We start from the raw sequence: 17658 nt of genomic DNA, 5'->3' as shown, positions 1-17658 counted from the left end.
ACCCGGCGCACGTCACCACGCCTGCCGCCGTGCAGACCAGAGGCCACCCCTTCCAAGCAACCTATGTTGACTAGATCATAACTAGTCAACTAGTGTTGCTTGTATGTCCGCGACTGACATCCCCGCCCCTCAGGACCCCGCCGACGCGCTGGCGGCCGTGGTGGCGCTGCGCCGACTGGCCGACCAACTGGAGGACGCCGCCGTCGAGCAGGCGATGCGCGCGGAGTGGAGCTGGCCGCAGGTCGCCGAGGCGCTCGGCGTGACCCGCCAAGCGGTCCACAGGAAGCACGCCAAGCGGCTCATCGCCGCAGGTGTCAAGCTGAGGAGACGTTCACCATGAACATGTTCGACACCTATCTCCATACGATCATCACGGAGGGGGCGGTCGAGGCGCAGAGGCACGGATCGCCCACGGTCGAGGCGCAGCACCTCCTGCTGGCCGTCGCGGCGCAGGAGGGCACCGCGCCGCAGCGCCTCCTGGCCTCCGCCGGCCTCGACCACCAGGCTGTCCTCGCCGCTCTCGACCGGGAGTTCGACCACAGCCTGAGCGCGGTCGGGGTGTCGCGCGCCTCCTTCGGCCTCTCCCTGTCGAGCACCCCGATCAACCGCCCGCCCACCATGGGCGCGACGGCCAAGCTCGCCCTTGAGCGCGGCTTCGCCGCCGGCCCCCGCAAGAAGGATTTGCGACCGGCGCATGTGCTGCTCGGAATCCTGCAGGCCGAGGTCGGCACGGTGCCGAGGGCCCTGGCCCTGGCCGGCGTCGACCGTACCGACCTGCTGACCCGGGTCCAGAACGCCATCGCCGACGACGGCACCGAGTAAGCCGGCACTCGCCGGCCCTCTGGCCAGGGCATGTGGGCGCCGGTCAGGAACCAGGCTGGAATCGCTTCGCCCTCTCCACGCAGTCCGGGCAGACGGGCAGGTCGCCCGACCGGGCAACGGCCTCCGGCGTGGCCGGACGGAAGGAGCCCAGAGCGGAGAAGCCCGGCGGCAGGCCGGTCGCCGGATCGACCAGGAACGTCACGACCTCCCCCGGATCGAAGCTGAACTCCCGCTTGCACGCGTAACAGCGACCTGTCTCCACAGGCTCCAGCGTACGTTCCAGCCGATCAGCCGTCGCGACGAAGAAGTCGATGCGCGGCCGTCCGCTCACGAAGCGAGCCAGACCTCGGGAAGGTCGCCTGCGCCCGCCCAGGCGATGTAGCCGTCGGGGCGGATCAGCAGCGCGTCGGCGGGCGGGTCGTCCGTGTGGGCGCGGACCACATCGACCCAGCCGGCGCCCTTCAGTCCCCCGCCGCCCAGGTCGAGGAGGACCGGCCTGCCGCCGCGCATCAGCTCGGCCACCCTGGTGGGTCCCGCCGCGGTGGTCAGGGGCAGGTCGGGGGCGAAGCGGCCGACGAGGGCATGGCCGGCTGCTGCGCCGTACCGGATGTCGGAGCCCTGGAGCAGCTGCCCGAGGTGCCGCGCGGGCCCCTCGTAGGCGAACAGCTCGGTGAGCAGCTCGCGCAGCGCGTCACCGTTCTCCCCCGTCAGGCCTTCCAGCGCCGCCTGGGCGCGGGTGTGGGCGAGAGTGTGCGCGCCGGCGAGCCGGCGCTCGGCGTCGTAGGTGTCGAGAAGGTCGTACGGCATGCGCCCGGCGAGCACGGCCGCCAGCTTCCAGCCGAGGTTGGCGGCGTCGGTCAGGCCGACGTTGAGCGCCGAGCCCCCCGCGGGGAACAGGTGCGCGGCGTCCCCTGCCAGGAACACCCTGCCTTCGCGGTAACGGGAGGCGAGACGGGCCTGCGAGACGGTACTCGACAGCCAGACCGGCTCGCCGAGCGGGAGTCCGGAGCCCAGTACGCGGTGCACCGCCGCCTCGAAGTCGGCCAGGGTCACGGGTCCCTCCGGCTCCTGACCGCGTTCGCGCACGCCCACGATGTGCACGCCCGGCTGCAACGAGGTGACCAGCAGGCGCCCTCGCGGGGTGCGGTTCCAGCCCTGCCGCAGGCCCAGGTGCTCGTACTGCTCGAACGGCCCCTTGAGGTCGGGCGTCGTGAAGTGGCCGAGCCGCAGCACCTCGTCGTCGGTGGTGCCGGGAAAGGAGATCCCGGCCTGCTCGCGCACCAGGCTGCGGGCGCCGTCGCAGCCGACCACGTACCTCGCCCGCAGCCGCTCGCCGGACAGGTCGAGCGTGACACCCTCCTCGTCCTGCGACAGGCCCAGCAGTTCGCGTCCCCGCCTGATCTCGGCGCCCAGCTCGACGGCGCGTTCGGCCAGCAGCCGCTCAAGCCGCGGCTGCTGGATCAGCACGACCCGCAGCGGAGGGTCGTCCAGCCCCGCGAAGCTCAACGGCACGGAACCGAAGGGGAACCCCGGCGGGCGACCGGCGAACGAGCTGCCCTCGCTCAACCGCTCCAGCAGCCCGCGGTAGTCCATGAACTGGACGATCTGCCCGCCCAGCCCGTTGGCCTTCGGCAGGTCGCCCTGCTCAGGCCGCTTCTCCAGCACGATCGGGCGCACGCCGGCCAGACCCAGCTCGCACGCCAGCATCAGGCCCACCGGGCCCGCTCCTACGATCACAACCTCGTCCATGCCTGTCAGGCTAGATTGACAGAATTCGCGCTGTCAAGCTAGCCTGACGACGTGGAGCTGGGAGACCTTTCGGAACGCATCAAGTCGAACGACCCCGCGGTAGGCCTTCGGGCGGTGGGCGCCCTGCACCGGCTGGCCGAGCAGGTCGAGGCCGTGTCGGTCGCGCTCGCCAGGGAGCAGGGCTGGACGTGGGAGCAGATCGGCGACGCCCTCGGCATGTCCCGCCAGTCGGTGCACGCCAAGTACGGGAAGTGAGGACGCATGTTCGGCAGTGAGAAGAGCCCGTTCGCGGTGGCGATAAAAGCGGCGATGGACGAGGCAAGGCAGCGCGGTGACCGACGTCTGGGCACCGAGCACCTACTCCTGGGCCTGCTGCGCGACCCGGCAGGGCCCCCGGCGAGGGCGCTCGGCGTGGGCGTGGCGGACGCCCGGGCGGCGCTGGACGCGCTCGACGGCGCGGCGCTGCGGGCGATCGGCATCGACGTCGGGCAGGCGCCGCAGAGCAGGCCGCGCAAGCACCCCCCGGTGCCCGGCACCGCGCTGACGACGAGTGCGAGGGCGGCGATCAACCAGGCCGTCAAGTCCACCAGGAGGCGCGACCGCGACACGGAGGGACCCAGCCAGCTGCTACTGGCCCTGCTCGCGCAGGCCCGCCCCGATCCGGTCGCCGAGCTCATCGACGAACTGGGCGTCGACCGGACGACCGTCCGCACGCGACTGGCCGCCTGACCACGCATGGCCCCCAGGGCAGCAGGTCGCGGGCCTCGCGCAGGAGGCAGGCCTTTCGCATGGCACCCTTGATCCATGACCCCGAGGCCCCGGCCGCCGTTCGGTCCGTCAGCCATCCTGCTGCTCGCCGCGCTGATCGTCACGTTGGGTGTGCTCACCGTCGTCTCTCTCGAGACGGAATCGGTGACGGACGTGAAGGAGCCGATCGCCGCGCCCGCCGACGAGCAGCCCAACCCGCTCAAGACCGTGCCCTGGAGGCAGGGGGTCGATCCCTTGCTGCCGCACACGCTCGTGGTCGGTGTGGACATCGAGCCGGGCACGTACACCTCCCAGGGACGGGCGCCGCGTGGGAACCCCAACCTCGAGTGCACCTGGGCCAGGCTGCGCGGACTGTCGGGCAGGACCGGTGACGTGATCGACTCCGGTAAGTCCTGGGGCTCGGTGACGGTCACCATCCTGGCCACGGACAAGGGCTTCGTGACCGGCGGGTGCGCCGAGTGGGTGGGCCCGGCGGGCTCCCCCGAGTGACGCCTCACCCCACTGCGCGTCGACATGAACAGCATGATCAGACTGGCGACGTTGCGTGCCGAGCGCGAACAGTTGCACTGGCCTGCGGTGGCGGTTCGTCGCGGTGCGTTTCGGGTCGGGGCGGCGCGGAACTGCCTGCTGCTGGAATGTGAGGATCTGTAGACCTGCGGTAGGCCTTGTCGGTCACCTTGCCGGGGTAGGGGCTGGGCATGAGCGCTGAGCCTCCGCCGGAACGGGCCGGCGAGCCTGAGGTACGTCCGGATTCGCGGAGGCGGGGCCGCGAGTGGTGACTCACCGGAGGCATGTACACGCTCGTCAGCGTGGGTGTGGCAGCGGCGCAGTTCTGACGCAGCATAGGAAAAGCGGCGGGTGCGGCTCGTATGTCTTCGAGTCGCCGCGTCGGGGCGAATGTCGCCCGGTTGAACAGCGACCTGATCCGGGCCTCGTATCGTGCGCAACATCAGCCGGCCGGCTGCACCTGCCCTTGCCTCTTCAAGAGCCTGTTCCGCGTTCAGATCCTCAGTGGAGCGAGGGATAGGGGTCCAGGGCTCGGACAGTGATGGCGAGGAGAGGCACGACCAGGGCGAGGAACTGGACCGCGGCCAAGACTCTGAAGCGGCGGCGCCACGCCCACACGGCACTCGCCAGCATGATCACGGCCACGCCCCCGAACGACCAGAAGGTCACCACTGTTCGGAAGTCCATCTCGGCGACCCATTCGGCGGGGGTCGGATCCCCGCCTGCGCACCACACGCTTGCCCCGTCGCACAGCTTGCCCCGCAGGTGCGCGCCCACCACGATCCGGCCTGCCAGCACTATGAGCAGCATGTCGGCGACCAGGACGGCCAGAGGCGGTATCCCCCGCCGGACGAGCCTGATGACGATGTCCACGCCACGAGCGTAGGGACATGCCGCGGCCAAGATCCCGAGGATCACAGAAAAGGCAGCGAACCTCCATCAGATCTCCACAAACGGGCATCACGTCGCAACGTGCACCGTTTCCGACGACTGCAGCGCGCTGCCGCAGGAACCCGACGTGCCGTTCCTCCCACCCGGCGCCTGACCGATCGCCGGGAGCTCAGTGGCCGGCGATCACCGTCTTGAGCGCGACGAGGGCCAGGCCGAGGACGAGGTTGGCGACGCCGGAGACGATGACGACCCGCATGGAGGCGTGGATCCTGACCGCGGCGGTGACGGCCCAGGCCATCTGGCCGGCCACCGCGACACACAACGCCACCCAGGCCGAGACCACGTCGGACATGCCCAGTCCGGAGGCGAAGGCGGCCGCCATGGCCGGCGGGAACGACGCCTGGGCCAGCGGCCATTCGTGCTGGGCGACCGTGCGCACGGTACGCCAGCTCAGGGGTTTGGCGGGATATCCGTGACTCACCACCTGGGCGTAGACGTGGGTGAGCCAGAACACCACCCCCGTGCAGATCAGCAGGACGATGAGCTCCCCGGCCGAGGGCGGTCCGCCCTCCGCGGTGGAGCCGACGACCACGGAGGCCGCCAGCAGCGAGCCGTACACGGCGCCCGCGTACTCCACCCGCTCCGGCGCCGCAGCCATCTCATGCGCGTTCATGACAGCAGTGTCCTTCACGCCCACCCGGTGACTCCGTCAGGCTTGCCGTCAAGCCGAGCGAGAGACCAAACATGCGCCCAACGCCCGGTCCCTAGTGTCCGTGAGGGCTGCCCATCCCGGTTCGGCGGCCACGAGCGAGACCGGAGAAGACATGAGAATGAGACCGACCCTGGGACGCACCGCTCTGGCGATAGCCGCGGCAGCCGCGCTGACAGCAGCGATGGTGACACCATCGCAGGCGGATGCCTCCGCGGCGACCTACTTCACCCTCAAGAACCAGGACTCTGGCCTCTGCCTGGACAGCAACCTCAACGGCTCGGTCTACACCATGCGCTGCAACGGCGGGCACTACCAGCAGTGGCGTTTCGTCGACGGGCAGACCACCAGGCAAAAGCTCTACAAGAATCGTGCGACAGGGCTCTGTCTCATCAACTACATGCAGAATGGCGTCGAGACCGGCACGTGCGACGCCACCTGGTGGAAACAGAACTGGGACAGCTACTCAGACGGCCGAATCGTGTGTGTCACGAGTTCAGGCGTCCACTGGACGCTGTACGACAAGAGAAACAGCACGGGCGTGTTCACGACCAGCGGTTCCGTCACCCCCCTGTCGGCGGCGAAATGGACCCGAAGGAACGTCTGAGTCCCGGCCGGGTACGCCAGGACAGAGGCACGAACGTAACTGCCGGATAGCACCGCCGTCATAGCGGAAGGGCCCGCCGCTGCGGGCAGATCCTGGGGCGCCGAGAAGTGCGTCGCAGCCGTCCGCAGGCGGAGGCGGCCAGCAGCCGCCAGGGCTGCCGAGCGGGCCGACCGCGGTGTCCGCTCAAGGGCAGCGCTCCTGGCGATGGCCGCCGAAGCGGTCTTCTGTCCCAAGCGTTGACAGATGGGACTGACCGCGAGCAGACCGGCGTAGGCCTCCTCGGCGTTCAACAGGGCCTGCCGGGAGGCGCTGGACGGCCGTCACATGGCCGCCACCGGAGTGCGCGGCCTGGTCTCAATCCACGTCGACGTTGTCGAGGAATCGAAGGAGACGTGAGAGCACGCGGATGCAGACGGCGACCTCGGCGTCACTCAGGTCGCCGCCGAGCTGGCCCAGCACCGCGCGCTCGCGATCGATGACGGCGGTGATCGCGGCTCGGCCCTGATCGGTCAACCGGATGAGCGAGGACCTCTTGTGCGCAGGGTTGGGAACGAACTCCACCAGGTGTCGCGCGGCCGCGTCGTTGATCATGCGCTGCACGAACTGGCGGCTCAACGCCTGTGCCCTGCCCATCTGGGGGACGGTCATGGGCCCGTGCTCGCGGAGCATGTTGAGCACGGCCCGCACCCCGACCGACAGTCCCTCGATGGGCGCGTCCTGTTCCACCTTGCGCTGGGCGCGCCGGTACAGCGGCCCCACCAGGTCGAACACCTCGACGAGCCGGTCGGTCAGCTCCTCGGCCTCCGGGCCACGTTCTGTCTCGCTCTCGCTCATTTCACCATGATGACATCTGGGTTGTCATTTCCGGCCTATGATGACACCTTAGTTGTCATGAATGATCTGTTCTGGCTCGACACCGGCACCGGCCGCCCCCTTGTCCTGCTGCACGGCGGCTTCCTCGACCACCACATGTGGGACGACCAGATTCCGCACTTCGCCTCCCGATACCGCGTCATCGCGCCCGACGCCCGCGGCCACGGCCGGTCCGCCAACGCCGCCGAGCCGTACCGGCTCACCGACGACCTCGCCGCGCTGCTGACCCACCTGGACACCGGCCCCGCCGTCCTCGTGGGTGTCTCCATGGGTGCGAGCACCGCGGTCGACACCGCGCTGGAGCACCCGGAACTGGTCAGTGCCGTGGTCGTCACCGGCGCAGGGACCAGCGCGCCGTACTTCACCGACCCCTGGACCAACCAGGTGTGGACCACCTGGCACGCGGCGATGGCCGCCGGCGACCTGGACGCCTCCGTCGAGGCGTTCACCCGCTTCGCCGCGGGCCCACAGCGCACCCTCGACGACCTCGACCCCGCCTTCGTCGAACTCCAGCGCCGGATGGCCAGGGACACCATGTCCAAGCACACCAAGGACGAGCCCAACCTGCTTGTCCCGGTGAGCGACACCTGGGAACGCGTCGCCACGATCGACGTTCCCGTGCTGGCCATCAACGGCGCCATCGACTCGTCCGATCACATCGGCATGGCCGAGCGCCTCACCCGCACCGTCGCCGACGGCCGCGCGGTCTCGATCGACGGGACCGCCCACTACCCCAACATGGAGCGCCCGGACGTCTACAACGAGATCCTCGAAGACTTCCTGCGCACCGTGTGACACCCCCGACAGGTCCTGGATACGCCGCGCCCTCCCCCACGCCCGCCACCAGAGCCTGTCAGACGGGCAGGACGTCGGCGGTGGGCACCACCAGGCCGAACAGGTCACCGATCGTGGTCAGGGCGGCGGCGTGCAGGGTGTCGGCGGACAGCGGCGCGCCGTCGGGGCCGGAGAGCGGGCGGGTGGCGCAGGCGTCGGCGACGACGGTGGGGTGGTAGCCCAGGTTGAACGCTCCCTGTGCGGTGAAGGTGACGCACATGTGCGTCATGAACCCCGCCAGGACCAGGTCGGGTCCGGCGTTGAGGTCCTTCAGGACCTGCTGCAGGTCGGTCTGGTGGAAGGCGTCGGGGAACGTCTTGACCACCACCGGTTCGCCGTCGCGCGGTGCGACCTGCGGGCTGATGGCCCCGATCTCGGCCCGGACGTCGTAGGGGGTGCCGGGACCGCCGTCGTTGACGACGTGGATGACGTGGGCTCCGGCGGCGCGGGCGCGTTCCAGCAGGTGGGATCCGGCCGCGAGGGCCCGCTCGGCGTCGGGCAGGGCCATGACGCCGGTGCGGTAGGTGTTCTGGTAGTCGATCAGGACCAGCGTGGAGTCGGCCAGGCGCGCAGGGCCGGTGGGCAGGCCGACGACCTGGCGGAGGGTGGGCGAGGCGATGGTGCTCATGGCGGGTTTCCTTTCGATCTTTCGGGCATGCTCGCGCCGCCGTCGGGCGGACGGCGAGCGGGTGAAGGGTCAGGCCACCGTGTGGAAACGGCGGCGGTAGGAGCCTGGGCCGGTGCCCAGGCGGCGGCGGAACGCGCGGTGCAGGGTCTCCACCGAGCCGAGTCCGCTGTCGGCCGCCACCTGCGGCAGCGGCAGGTCGGTGCTCTCCAGCAGTCGTCGCGCGATCTCCACGCGGGCGGACTCGATGTAGGCGGCAGGGGTGGTGCCGGTCTGCTGCCGGAACACCCGGGTGAACTGGCGTTGGCTCAGCCCCATCCGAGCCGCCAGCTCAGTGGTGGTGAGCTCCTCGGCGAGATGCTCGGCGATCCACAGGCGCAGGTCGTCGATGTCGCGACGATTCAAGGCGGCATGGGTCAGGGGGACGCTGAACTGGCTCTGTCCGCCCTGGCGTTTGAGGTACATGACCAGTTCGCGGGCCACCGCCAGAGCCGCCTCCTCCCCATGGTCCTCGGCCACCAGCGCCAGCGTCAGGTCCAGGCAGGCGCTGATGCCCGCGCCCGTCCAGACCCTGCCGCTGGACCGCACGAAGATCGGGTCGGGATCGACCGTGACGTTCGGGTGGTCGGCGGCCAGTTGCGCGGCGGTGGACCAGTGCGTGGTGGCGGTCAGGCCGTCCAGCAGTCCTGCCTCGGCGAGGATGTGCGCGCCGACGCACACCGACGCCACGCGGCGCGCGGCGGGAGCGGTCCGCCGCACCCACGCCACCACCTCCGAGTCCGCCAGCGCGCGCGGCCCGTCGGGGGTGACGTCCACGGCGCCGGGGACCAGCAGGGTGTCCACCTGGTCGCCCACCTCGTCGAACCGCACGTCGGGGAGCAGCCGGACCCCGGCGGCCGTGGTGACGGGGCCGCCCTGGGGTCCGGCGAGCCGCACGTCGTACAGGGCGCGGCCACCGATCCGGTTGGCCAGGGCGAACACCTCGGCCGGACCGGTGACGTCGAGCAGGTCGACGTTCGGGAAGAGCGCGATGACGACGCGGTGCGCGGTGGACATGACCCGATTGTCACCGACCCCTCGGGATGACCGCAACGACAGTTATCTGTCACATACGGACATGTTCCCTCGCTACCTGAAACAGGATCTCGCACTTCATCGTGCACTCGTCGGCGGATGACACACCCCCGCCTCGGTCGCACCGTGGCCTGTCGCGCCGCGCCGCATCGCCGGGATCCCCTGACCGCCGGCGTCACAGAAAACTCGTGCTGAGAAAATTCGGGGGCTGTGTCGATGGGGGCGGGTCCCGTTCGTCGTCATTCCGTACGGCGCCTCGCCAGGCGAGGACACGCAGTAGACAAAGGAGCCCTGCCTTGAAGTACATGTTGCTGATCTACAGCGGCGCGACGACCGATCCCGCCTGCGGTGTCGAGGACTGGATGGCCTACGACAAGGCGGTGCGCGAGGCGGGGATCAGGGTCTCGTCGGAGTCGCTGGCGGACCTGACCACCGCCACGACGGTCACGGTCGGCCCGTCGGGAGAGCGGACCGTCACGGACGGGCCGTTCGCCGAGACCCGTGAGGTCCTGGGCGGCTACTACGTCATCGACGTGCCCGACCTCGATGTCGCGCTCGACTGGGCCGCCCGCTGCCCGGGGGCGCGCGACGGCGGGTCGGTCGTGGTGCGGCCGATCGCCGACTTCGGGCTCTGACGGCCATGGACGAGAGGCCTGTCGAGTCGTCGGTGGAGTGGGTGTTCCGTGAGGAGCGCGGCAGGTTGCTGGCCACTCTCGTCCGCCGCTTCGGCGACCTCGACCTGGCCGAGGACGTCACGTCCGAGGCCATCGAGGCGGCGCTGGAGCACTGGCCTGTCGAGGGCGTCCCCGACAGGCCGGGGGCCTGGCTGCTGACGACGGCGCGCCGCAAGGCCGTCGACCGGCTGCGGCGGGACCAGGCCTACGCCGCCAGGCTCGCCGTCCTGCAGGTGGAGGCGGATCGGGCCGCGCCCGCCCCGCCCGCGGACGCCGGAGGCGATCTGCCCGACGAGAGGTTGCAGCTGTTCTTCACCTGCGCCCACCCGGCTCTCGCGGCGGAGGACCGCGGCGCCCTGACTCTGCGCTGCCTGGCCGGGCTGACGACCGCCGAGGTCGCGCGGGCCTTTCTCCTGCCGTCGGCGACGATGGCCCAGCGGATCGTGCGGGCGAAGAAGAAGATCCGCCAGGCCCGCATCCCGTTCCGCGTGCCCGGCTCGGACGAGCTGCCCGAGCGCCTGCCAGGGGTCCTCCAGGTCATCTATTCGATCTTCACCGAGGGCTACGCGGCCAGCTCGGGTGCTCGGCTGCAGCGGCTCGACCTCGCAGAGGAGGCCATCAGGCTGGCCCGGATCCTGCGAAGGCTGCTTCCCTCCGAGCGGGAGGTCGCGGGCCTGCTCGCGCTGATGCTGCTGGTCCATGCCAGGCGCGAGGCCAGGACGGGGCCCGACGGCGAGATCGTGCTGCTCGACGAGCAGGACCGCGACCGCTGGGACCAGTCCATGATCGAGGAGGGCGGCGACCTGGTGCTCGTCGCGCTGACCGGCGGCCCGCCAGGCCCGTACGGCGTGCAAGCCGCGATCGCCGCTCTGCACGACGAGGCCGCGGACGTCGCCTCCACCGACTGGCCGCAGATCGTGGCGCTCTACGACGTGCTTGTCGCTCTCGCGCCCTCCCCCGTCGTCGCGCTGAACAGGGCCGCGGCGCTCGCCATGCGCGACGGCCCCGAGGCCGGCCTGGCGCTGCTCGACGAGCTGGCCGACGAGCCGAGGCTGCGCGGCTACCACCCCTACCCCACGGCAAGGGCTGACCTGCTCCGCAGGCTCGGCCGCTTCCCCGAGGCCGCGGCCGCCTACAGGGAGGCGCTGGAGCTGGCCGGCACCGAACCCGAGCGGGCGCACCTGCGGCGCAGACTGCACGCCGTCGAGACGCCCGGCGCCTGAACCTCATCCGACGAGGAGAATCGAACGTGGACAGAGACAAGATCTTTTCCTGGCTGAAGGCCGAACGGCTCAGCCTCGCCGACTTACTGGACGATCTCGGCGCGCACGAGTGGGAGTCGGACTCCCTGTGTCCCGGCTGGACGGTGCACGACGTGGCCGCTCACCTGACGATGTCCACGCGCTCGACGCTGCTCGGCACGATCGGGGGCGTGATCAGGGCGCGCGGCGACTTCAACACGATGGTGGCCGACCAGGCGAGGGAGCGGGCGGCCAGGTTCACGCCGGCCGAGCTCGTCGCGCAGTTCAGGCAGACGGCGGGCTCACCGCGTCGCGCGCTCGGCGCGGGGCCGATGGACCCGCTCGTCGACGCGCTCGTGCACGGGCAGGACGTGGCGCGGCCGCTCGGGCGCTTGCGCGAGATGCCGGAAGGGCCGGTCATGGCGGCGCTGGCCCACGTCCACGACAGCTCGTTCTACGGCGCCCGCAAGCGCTTCCTCGGCACGAGGCTGGTCGCGACCGACCTGGACTGGTCGGCAGGCGAGGGTCCTGACGAGGTGCGGGGGCCGGCGGGTGACCTGCTCCTCCTGGCGACGGGGCGGGTGAGTGGGCTGGCTGCCCTGTCGGGGTCGGGCGCTCAGCGGATCGCCGCCAGGCTGGGCGGGCGATGAAGGATCATGCCGAACAGTTCGCCCAGGTGGCCAGAGGCTGGGACGAGGCGGCCGAGGGCTACGACGCCTATTTCGTCCCCCGCTTCGCGCCCTGGGTCGAGGCGGCGGTGGAGGCGGTCACGACCTCCGAGCCGCCCGAGGGGCCGGTCCTGGTGCCCTGCTGCGGAACCTTTCCCGAGCTCGACGCGCTGATCGAGCACTTTCCCCTTCGTGAGATCGTCGGGATCGACCTGTCCGAGGGGATGGTGCGCAGGGCGCGTGAGCGGGCCGTCCCGTGGCCGAACGTGAGCGTCGTCGAGGGCGACGCCTCGACGCTCGACCCACGCTGGTCGGGCAGGTGCGGGGCCGTCGTGTCGGTGTTCGGTCTCCAGCAGCTTCCCGAGCCTGAACTCGCCGTCCGGTCATGGGTGACGGCGCTGCGCCCCGCGGGCCGGCTCTCTGTCGTCTTCTGGCCCGATGTCACCGAGCTCGACGGGCCTTTCGCGCTCATGAAGGACGTGCTCGGCCGGCACGTGCCGCCGGGCGACGGCTCGTGGGAGGAGCGGCTCACGGCGGCGCTCACGGCCGCCGGCGCGGCCGTCGAGAGGGACGAGCGGGTGCCGTACCCGATGTCCCACGTGGACGCGCCGACCGTCTTCGACGCCTATGTCCGCTCCGGGCCGCTGCGCGCGCTCGCCACCGCCCGAGGAGAGGTGTTCGTCGACCGGCTGCGCGAGGAGTTCCTGAGCCGCGCCCCCGCCGGTGAGTGGCATCACCGCCCGCACGCCCGCCTGATCGTCGCCCGCCGCCGGTAGCCCCGATCCCGGCCGGCCGTCGGTGCGGGAGCCGTGGCGGACGGCACCCGCGTGCCGGGAGCCGGTTCGGTCGTCAGTCGATCAATGCCCGGTCCCGGTAGCCGATCGAGCGCAGGAGGGTGTCGGGGACGACGAGGTCGGCACGGGCGCGGGTGGTGGCGACGAGGTCGGCGTTGCGCTGGTCGGTGCCCAGCACCCATGCCACGGCTGCGTCATGATCCTTGCCGAACCGTTCATGGCGGGCCACGAGGCGGCGCACGCGCTCGTCCGAGCCGAGATCGCAGTACCAGACCTCGTGCAGCCGGGGCCGCACGCGCGCCCAGTCGCCCTGCTCGAGCAGCAGGTAGTTGCCCTCGGTGACGACCAGCCTGGCCGGCCGCTCGACCGGGATGCTTCCGGCGATCGGCTGTTCCAGATCGCGTTCGAACGCGGGCGCGTAGACCACGTCCTCCTCGTCCTGCCGGAGACGCCCGAGCAGCGCCGCGTAGCCTGCGGCGTCGAAGGTGTCGGGAGCTCCCTTGCGGTCGCGCCGCCCGAGCCTGTCGAGTTCGACGTCCGCCAGGTGGAAGCCGTCCATCGGCACGTACGCCACCCACTCCCCCTGCGGCAGGCCGACCGGCGGCGCGCGCCGCAGCAGCGCGACCAGGTTCTCGGCGAGCGTGGTCTTGCCAGAGCCGGGTTCGCCCGCGATGCCCAGCAGGGCGCGGTGACCGCCACGGACAAGGGAGCGGGCCCGGTTCGCCAGTTCGTCGAGTGTCGTCATCGTGATCGGCTCGTGTGGAGGTGCTCGGTGATGAAGGCGTGGGCGTGACGTGCCAGGTCCTCGCCGTCGGACCACAGGTTGCGCCAGATGGCCAGATCGTTGGACAGACCTCGCATGACGACCGCGGAGGAGAAGGACTCGAAGGTGATGGGCCCGGCATAGCCGATGTCTGCCAGCGCGTGGAAGAAGGAGGTGAAGTCGAGGTGCCCGGAGCCGAGGTACCCGCGATGGTTCTCACCGACGTGAACGTAGCCGAGCCGGTCTCCTACCTCGTGCACGGGCCGTACGAGGTCGTCCTCCTCGATGTTCATGTGGTAGGTGTCGAGGTGGATGAGGACGTTGTCCTCACCGATGTCGTCGGCAAGGACGAGCGCGTCGCGGGCGGTGTTGATGACGTTGGTCTCGTACCGGTTGCAGATCTCCAGGCCGAGCGTCATGACCTTCCGCTGGGCCTCCTGGGCCAGCCCGCGCAGGACCGACACCACGTTACGGCGCCCCGCGGTGGTCAGTGGGTGGTCGTACTTGCCCAGGGCGCTGTAGAGGGCGCCGGTGAAGTGGGTGCCTCCGAGCGCGCCGGTCACGGCGAGAGAGTCGTGCAGCAGCTTCTCGCCGCGCTCCACCACGGACGGGTCGTCGCTGGAGACGTCGGCGTCGAAGGCGAGGCCTCGCGAGCACGCCACCCCGAGGTCGGCCTTGCGCAGGGCGTCGCGCGCGGCGACGACGTCGAGGTTCGCCGAGTCGTGCAGGGAGATCTCCAGCAGGTCGAAGCCGGTGGCCTTGGTCTTCTCGATCGCGTAGGCCAGCGAGGACGGGCTCGTGTCGCCGGCCCACACCAGGGCGTGCACGCCGATCTGGTTGGTCTTGGTGTCAGTGGTCATGAGATGGGTGCTTTCTCGTGGTGCTGGGGTCGTGTTCATTGGCCGGCTGCGCCGGTGACGAGGGCGACGATCTCCTCGCCGGACGTCTCGGCCGTACGGCGCCCGCCGACGCAGCGGCCGGCGCGCATGACCCACACCTGGTCGCTGAGCCGCATGACCTGGACGAAGTTGTGGCTGATGAGCAGGACGGAGTGCCCCTCCTCGCGCATCCTGAAGATGAGTTCCTCGACGCGGGCGGTCTCCTGGACGCCGAGGGCCGCGGTGGGCTCGTCCATGATGACGAGTTTGGAGCTGAAACCCGCGGCGCGGCAGATGGCGACGGCCTGACGCTGGCCGCCGGAGAGCCGCCGGACGCGTGAGCGCACCGCGGGCACGTTGACCGCAAGCGTGGAGACCATCTCCTTCGAGCGGGCCTGCATGGCCCGCCGGTCGAGGAGGGCGACGGGGCCCAGACGGCGGACGATCTCGCGGTTGAGGAAGAGGTTCTGCCACACCGTCAGGTCCTCGACGAGGGCCAGGGTCTGGTGGACGGTCTCGATGCCCGCCTCGCGGGCGTCCTCGGGAGAGTGGAAGTCGATCTCGTCGCCGTCGAAGACGATGCGTCCGCTCTGCGGCCGGTGGATCCCGGAGACGCAGCGCACCAGCGTGGACTTGCCCGCGCCGTTGTCGCCGACGAGGGCGGTGATCTCGCCCCGCCGCAGCGTCAGCGAGACCTCGACGAGGGCCCGGACGTTGCCGAAGGACAGGGAGACGTTCTCACAGCGCAGCAGCGCGCCGTCGGTCGAGGTGCCGGGCTCGGGTCGGGCGGTCATCGCTGGAACCTCGTCAGGAGTGCGGCCAGCACCACGACGATGCCGACGGCCAGGGGTTGGTAGAACTGCGAGACGCCGAGCAGGGTCAGGCCGTTGACCAGCGCCACCAGCAGCATCGCGCCGATGAAGGGGCCGATGATGGTGCCCCGCCCGCCGAAGAGGCTGACGCCACCGAGCACGACCGCGGCCACCGAGTTGAGCAGGAAGGAGGTGTTGGCGGCGGGCTCGGCGGCGCCGATGCGCGCGACCAGGAGGATCGCTCCGAGTCCTGCGAGCGTGCCGCTGATCGTGTAGACGGCGATCTTGATGCGTTCGGTGCTGATCCCCATGGCCGTCGCGGACTCCGGCGCCCCTCCGGTGGCCAGCAGGTGGGTGCCGAACCGGGTGTGGAAGAGCATCACGTGCGCCACCAGCGCGACCACGACCGCGATGACGAACGACCAGCCGAAGATCCCGAGACCGCCTGTCGACAGGCTCAGCAGGACCGGGTCGATGATCGTCACGGGCTTGCCGTCGGCCAGGATGAGCGCGAGTCCTGAGGCAGCCGACAGCGTCCCCAGCGTCACGATGAAGTCGGTGATCTTGCCGCGGGCGATAATCACGCCGTTGGCCACCCCGACCAGGGCCGAGGCGACGATCCCCAGCAGGCACGACAGCGCCAGCCCCCACCCCGCCGCGTAGGCCTGGCCGAAGGCGACCGCGCCCAGCGTCATGGTGGAGGCGATCGACAGGTCGATGCCCGCCGTGGCGATGACGAAGGTCTGTCCCACCGCCAGGATGATCAGGATCGCCGCGGCGACCAGCATCGACGCGATGTTTCCCGCGCTCAGGAACGTCGGGTTCAGCGCCTGGAAGACGATCACGAGCACGACCAGCCCCACGAGGGCGGCCCACTCGGCCCAGAAGCCCAGATCCTTCAGCCGGGCCGACCAGGCTTCTCGATCGCCTGCGGCGAGCGTTGCGTTTGCCATGTCTGTCCCTTGGCCGCGCCGCCCCCGGCCTGCGCCGGTGGATCGCCGCGACGTGGTAGCCGCTACTGGATGAGAGCCTTGAACGGGTCGTCGTAGGCGCCGAACGGCTTGGGCGTGGATGCCAGCGCCTGGTCGGCGTTGTCCTTGGTGATCATCTCGACCGGTGCCTTCACATTGGGCGGGAGCGTCTTGCCTGCCGCGGCGGCCTGGCACGCCTCGACTCCCATGTGACCGATCGCGTACGGGTACTGGGAGACGGTGCCGTCGAGTGTGCCGGCCTTGACCGCTTCCAGCGCGTCCTTGTTGCCGTCGACGCTGATGACCTTCACCTTGCCCGTCTTGCCGCTGTTGGCGATGGCACGTGCCACCCCGAGCCCCATGTCGTCGTTGGCGACGAAGAACCCCACCAGGTTCGGGTTCGCCCGCATGACGTCGGTCGCGGCGGTGAGCGCCATCTGACGCTCCCAGTTGGCCGCGACGGTCTGGACGACCTTGAAATTGGGGCCGATGCCCTGCTGGAATCCCTGCACCCTGGCGCCGCTGGTGACGTCGCCCGCGATGCCGCCGATGACCGCGACCTCGCCGCCCGAGGGCAGCAGTTCGGTCATCCGCCGGCCGGCCATCTTGCCCGCCTCGACATTGTCGGTGCCGATGTAGGTGGCCAGCTTGACGTTGGCGCTCTTGGCCGCGGCCGGGTCGACAGGGCTGTCGATGTTGACGACCGTCTTGTTCAGCATGGAGAGCCTGGCCAGGCCCTGGATCAGGTTGGTACCGGAGATCGGGTTGACCACGTAGCAGGAGAAGTCCTGCCCCGCGAGGCCGTTCAGCTTGTCGGCCTGGCCCGTGGTGTCGGTGATGGAGTTGGCCGCCTGGACCGTGACCGTCACGCCCCCCGCGCGGGCCTGGTCGTCGATGCCCTGCTTCATGGCCTGGAAGAACGGGTTGTCCAGGCCCTTGATCACAGCGGCGATCCTCGGTTGGCCGGCCGGACTGCCGGCCGCGGCCGCCTCGACCCTGGCGCCAGGGCCGGCCGGCTCACCGGAAGCGCATGCTCCCAGCACGAGCGCCTCCAGGGCCACGATCGCGCCCACTGCCGCGGCGCGCCCATTCCTGCTGTTCGCGTGCATCGGATGCCCCTTTCAGCGTCGATGGAATGACCGTAAGGTTCCCTTGTGAAATAACACAACCCATCTTTTGACGTTAAAAATCGAAACTTTCGTGAATTGCGCCCAGTATGTTGCCTGTTTATAGCGGTCCGCCAAACATAAGTGCGGGCGACATCCTTGGGCTGCCCCGCGGCGCACCGCCGGCCTTCGCGGGAGCCGGTTTGGGCCTTGCATCGGCGCCTCAGGATGTCTACCCTCCGCCGTATAGTTAGGAAATTTTCCTAATTAATGAGCGCATCCACCCCCCTGA

24 protein-coding genes are annotated in these 17658 nt (G+C 70.2%); 12 read left to right on the top strand and 12 right to left on the bottom strand.

The window, feature by feature from the left end; all coding sequences use genetic code 11:
* Nucleotides 1–103: 103 nt before the first annotated feature.
* Both ABFX50_RS40085 and ABFX50_RS40080 read left to right on the top strand, forming a co-directional pair.
* Nucleotides 104–340 carry a hypothetical protein gene (locus ABFX50_RS40085; RefSeq protein ID WP_346119917.1) on the top strand — a complete coding sequence of 79 codons (237 nt, stop codon included), beginning with the start codon at nucleotides 104–106 and terminating at the stop codon, nucleotides 338–340.
* Nucleotides 337–822, top strand: a complete 486-nt coding sequence (locus tag ABFX50_RS40080; protein WP_346154140.1) for a Clp protease N-terminal domain-containing protein — start codon at nucleotides 337–339, stop codon at nucleotides 820–822. The genes ABFX50_RS40085 and ABFX50_RS40080 overlap by 4 nt, the downstream gene beginning before the upstream one ends.
* Nucleotides 823–865: 43 nt before the next feature.
* On the opposite strand, the gene ABFX50_RS40075 is transcribed toward ABFX50_RS40080, so the two are convergent.
* Entirely contained in the window at nucleotides 866–1153 is a 288-nt protein-coding gene (locus ABFX50_RS40075) for a hypothetical protein (protein ID WP_183641985.1), read from the bottom strand.
* Nucleotides 1150–2571 carry an FAD-dependent monooxygenase gene (locus ABFX50_RS40070; protein WP_346154138.1) on the bottom strand — a complete coding sequence of 474 codons (1422 nt, stop codon included), beginning with the start codon at nucleotides 2569–2571 and terminating at the stop codon, nucleotides 1150–1152. The genes ABFX50_RS40075 and ABFX50_RS40070 overlap by 4 nt, the downstream gene beginning before the upstream one ends.
* Before the next feature lie 51 nt (nucleotides 2572–2622).
* On the opposite strand from ABFX50_RS40070, the gene ABFX50_RS40065 reads away from it, so the two are divergent.
* The 4 genes from ABFX50_RS40065 (at nucleotide 2623) to ABFX50_RS40050 (ending at nucleotide 3990) form a co-directional block, all read left to right on the top strand.
* Nucleotides 2623–2826, top strand: a complete 204-nt coding sequence (locus tag ABFX50_RS40065) for a helix-turn-helix domain-containing protein (protein ID WP_183641979.1) — start codon at nucleotides 2623–2625, stop codon at nucleotides 2824–2826.
* A 6-nt stretch (nucleotides 2827–2832) separates the two neighbouring features.
* Nucleotides 2833–3300 (top strand): Clp protease N-terminal domain-containing protein, encoded by a 468-nt coding sequence (locus ABFX50_RS40060; protein WP_346154136.1) that lies wholly within the window; start codon nucleotides 2833–2835, stop codon nucleotides 3298–3300.
* A gap of 75 nt (nucleotides 3301–3375) precedes the next feature.
* The gene (locus ABFX50_RS40055; protein WP_346154134.1) at nucleotides 3376–3828 is read left to right on the top strand and encodes an Rv1352/Rv1906c domain-containing protein; all 453 of its coding nucleotides are present in this window, start codon (nucleotides 3376–3378) and stop codon (nucleotides 3826–3828) included.
* A gap of 24 nt (nucleotides 3829–3852) precedes the next feature.
* Nucleotides 3853–3990 (top strand): hypothetical protein, encoded by a 138-nt coding sequence (locus tag ABFX50_RS40050; RefSeq protein WP_346154132.1) that lies wholly within the window; start codon nucleotides 3853–3855, stop codon nucleotides 3988–3990.
* Between the two features lie 357 nt (nucleotides 3991–4347).
* Here the strand turns inward: ABFX50_RS40050 and ABFX50_RS40045 are convergent, their stop codons facing one another.
* Nucleotides 4348–4719, bottom strand: a complete 372-nt coding sequence (locus ABFX50_RS40045) for a hypothetical protein (protein ID WP_346154130.1) — start codon at nucleotides 4717–4719, stop codon at nucleotides 4348–4350.
* Nucleotides 4720–4906: 187 nt separating this feature from the next.
* Entirely contained in the window at nucleotides 4907–5410 is a 504-nt protein-coding gene (locus tag ABFX50_RS40040; RefSeq protein ID WP_346154128.1) for a hypothetical protein, read from the bottom strand.
* Between the two features lie 157 nt (nucleotides 5411–5567).
* Here ABFX50_RS40040 and ABFX50_RS40035 point away from each other — a divergent pair, with 157 nt between their 5' ends.
* Nucleotides 5568–6053, top strand: coding sequence for an RICIN domain-containing protein (locus ABFX50_RS40035; protein ID WP_346154126.1), 486 nt, complete (start codon nucleotides 5568–5570; stop codon nucleotides 6051–6053).
* Nucleotides 6054–6407: 354 nt separating this feature from the next.
* On the opposite strand, the gene ABFX50_RS40030 is transcribed toward ABFX50_RS40035, so the two are convergent.
* Complete coding sequence (locus ABFX50_RS40030; RefSeq protein ID WP_346154124.1) at nucleotides 6408–6887, bottom strand: MarR family winged helix-turn-helix transcriptional regulator; 480 nt, start codon at nucleotides 6885–6887, stop codon at nucleotides 6408–6410.
* A 57-nt stretch (nucleotides 6888–6944) separates the two neighbouring features.
* Here ABFX50_RS40030 and ABFX50_RS40025 point away from each other — a divergent pair, with 57 nt between their 5' ends.
* Entirely contained in the window at nucleotides 6945–7721 is a 777-nt protein-coding gene (locus ABFX50_RS40025) for an alpha/beta fold hydrolase (RefSeq protein ID WP_346154123.1), read from the top strand.
* Nucleotides 7722–7779: 58 nt separating this feature from the next.
* Here ABFX50_RS40025 and ABFX50_RS40020 read toward each other — a convergent pair whose 3' ends face one another.
* Both ABFX50_RS40020 and ABFX50_RS40015 read right to left on the bottom strand, forming a co-directional pair.
* Nucleotides 7780–8388 (bottom strand): cysteine hydrolase family protein, encoded by a 609-nt coding sequence (locus ABFX50_RS40020; protein ID WP_346154121.1) that lies wholly within the window; start codon nucleotides 8386–8388, stop codon nucleotides 7780–7782.
* A 69-nt stretch (nucleotides 8389–8457) separates the two neighbouring features.
* Nucleotides 8458–9441 (bottom strand): GlxA family transcriptional regulator, encoded by a 984-nt coding sequence (locus ABFX50_RS40015; RefSeq protein WP_346154119.1) that lies wholly within the window; start codon nucleotides 9439–9441, stop codon nucleotides 8458–8460.
* A gap of 323 nt (nucleotides 9442–9764) precedes the next feature.
* On the opposite strand from ABFX50_RS40015, the gene ABFX50_RS40010 reads away from it, so the two are divergent.
* Genes ABFX50_RS40010 through ABFX50_RS39995 form a run of 4 tightly spaced genes read left to right on the top strand, consistent with a single transcriptional unit; the run spans nucleotide 9765 to nucleotide 12818 of the window.
* Entirely contained in the window at nucleotides 9765–10094 is a 330-nt protein-coding gene (locus ABFX50_RS40010) for a YciI family protein (protein WP_379506797.1), read from the top strand.
* Nucleotides 10095–10099: 5 nt separating this feature from the next.
* Complete coding sequence (locus ABFX50_RS40005; RefSeq protein ID WP_346154115.1) at nucleotides 10100–11356, top strand: RNA polymerase sigma factor; 1257 nt, start codon at nucleotides 10100–10102, stop codon at nucleotides 11354–11356.
* Nucleotides 11357–11382: 26 nt separating this feature from the next.
* Complete coding sequence (locus tag ABFX50_RS40000) at nucleotides 11383–12024, top strand: maleylpyruvate isomerase family mycothiol-dependent enzyme (protein ID WP_346154113.1); 642 nt, start codon at nucleotides 11383–11385, stop codon at nucleotides 12022–12024.
* Nucleotides 12021–12818, top strand: a complete 798-nt coding sequence (locus ABFX50_RS39995) for a class I SAM-dependent methyltransferase (protein ID WP_346154111.1) — start codon at nucleotides 12021–12023, stop codon at nucleotides 12816–12818. Before ABFX50_RS40000 ends, ABFX50_RS39995 begins: the two co-directional genes overlap by 4 nt.
* A 73-nt stretch (nucleotides 12819–12891) precedes the next feature.
* On the opposite strand, the gene ABFX50_RS39990 is transcribed toward ABFX50_RS39995, so the two are convergent.
* The 5 genes from ABFX50_RS39990 to ABFX50_RS39970 form a co-directional block, all read right to left on the bottom strand.
* Nucleotides 12892–13581, bottom strand: a complete 690-nt coding sequence (locus ABFX50_RS39990) for a nucleoside/nucleotide kinase family protein (protein WP_346154109.1) — start codon at nucleotides 13579–13581, stop codon at nucleotides 12892–12894.
* A complete protein-coding gene (locus ABFX50_RS39985; protein ID WP_346154107.1) occupies nucleotides 13578–14459 on the bottom strand; it encodes a sugar phosphate isomerase/epimerase family protein in 882 nt (293 codons plus the stop codon). The genes ABFX50_RS39990 and ABFX50_RS39985 overlap by 4 nt, the downstream gene beginning before the upstream one ends.
* Nucleotides 14460–14494: 35 nt before the next feature.
* The gene (locus ABFX50_RS39980) at nucleotides 14495–15271 is read right to left on the bottom strand and encodes an ATP-binding cassette domain-containing protein (RefSeq protein ID WP_346154105.1); all 777 of its coding nucleotides are present in this window, start codon (nucleotides 15269–15271) and stop codon (nucleotides 14495–14497) included.
* The gene (locus tag ABFX50_RS39975) at nucleotides 15268–16242 is read right to left on the bottom strand and encodes an ABC transporter permease (RefSeq protein WP_346154104.1); all 975 of its coding nucleotides are present in this window, start codon (nucleotides 16240–16242) and stop codon (nucleotides 15268–15270) included. The genes ABFX50_RS39980 and ABFX50_RS39975 overlap by 4 nt, the downstream gene beginning before the upstream one ends.
* 62 nt (nucleotides 16243–16304) lie before the next feature.
* Nucleotides 16305–17369 carry a sugar ABC transporter substrate-binding protein gene (locus ABFX50_RS39970; RefSeq protein ID WP_346154103.1) on the bottom strand — a complete coding sequence of 355 codons (1065 nt, stop codon included), beginning with the start codon at nucleotides 17367–17369 and terminating at the stop codon, nucleotides 16305–16307.
* Between the last annotated feature and the right edge of the window lie 289 nt (nucleotides 17370–17658).

Origin of the sequence: Nonomuraea recticatena (genome assembly GCF_039533245.1) — a bacterium.
In the GTDB taxonomy this organism is placed as follows: domain Bacteria; phylum Actinomycetota; class Actinomycetes; order Streptosporangiales; family Streptosporangiaceae; genus Nonomuraea; species Nonomuraea roseola.
Note: the sequence above shows the minus strand (reverse complement) of the source record. Positions and strands in the feature narration are given on the sequence as shown.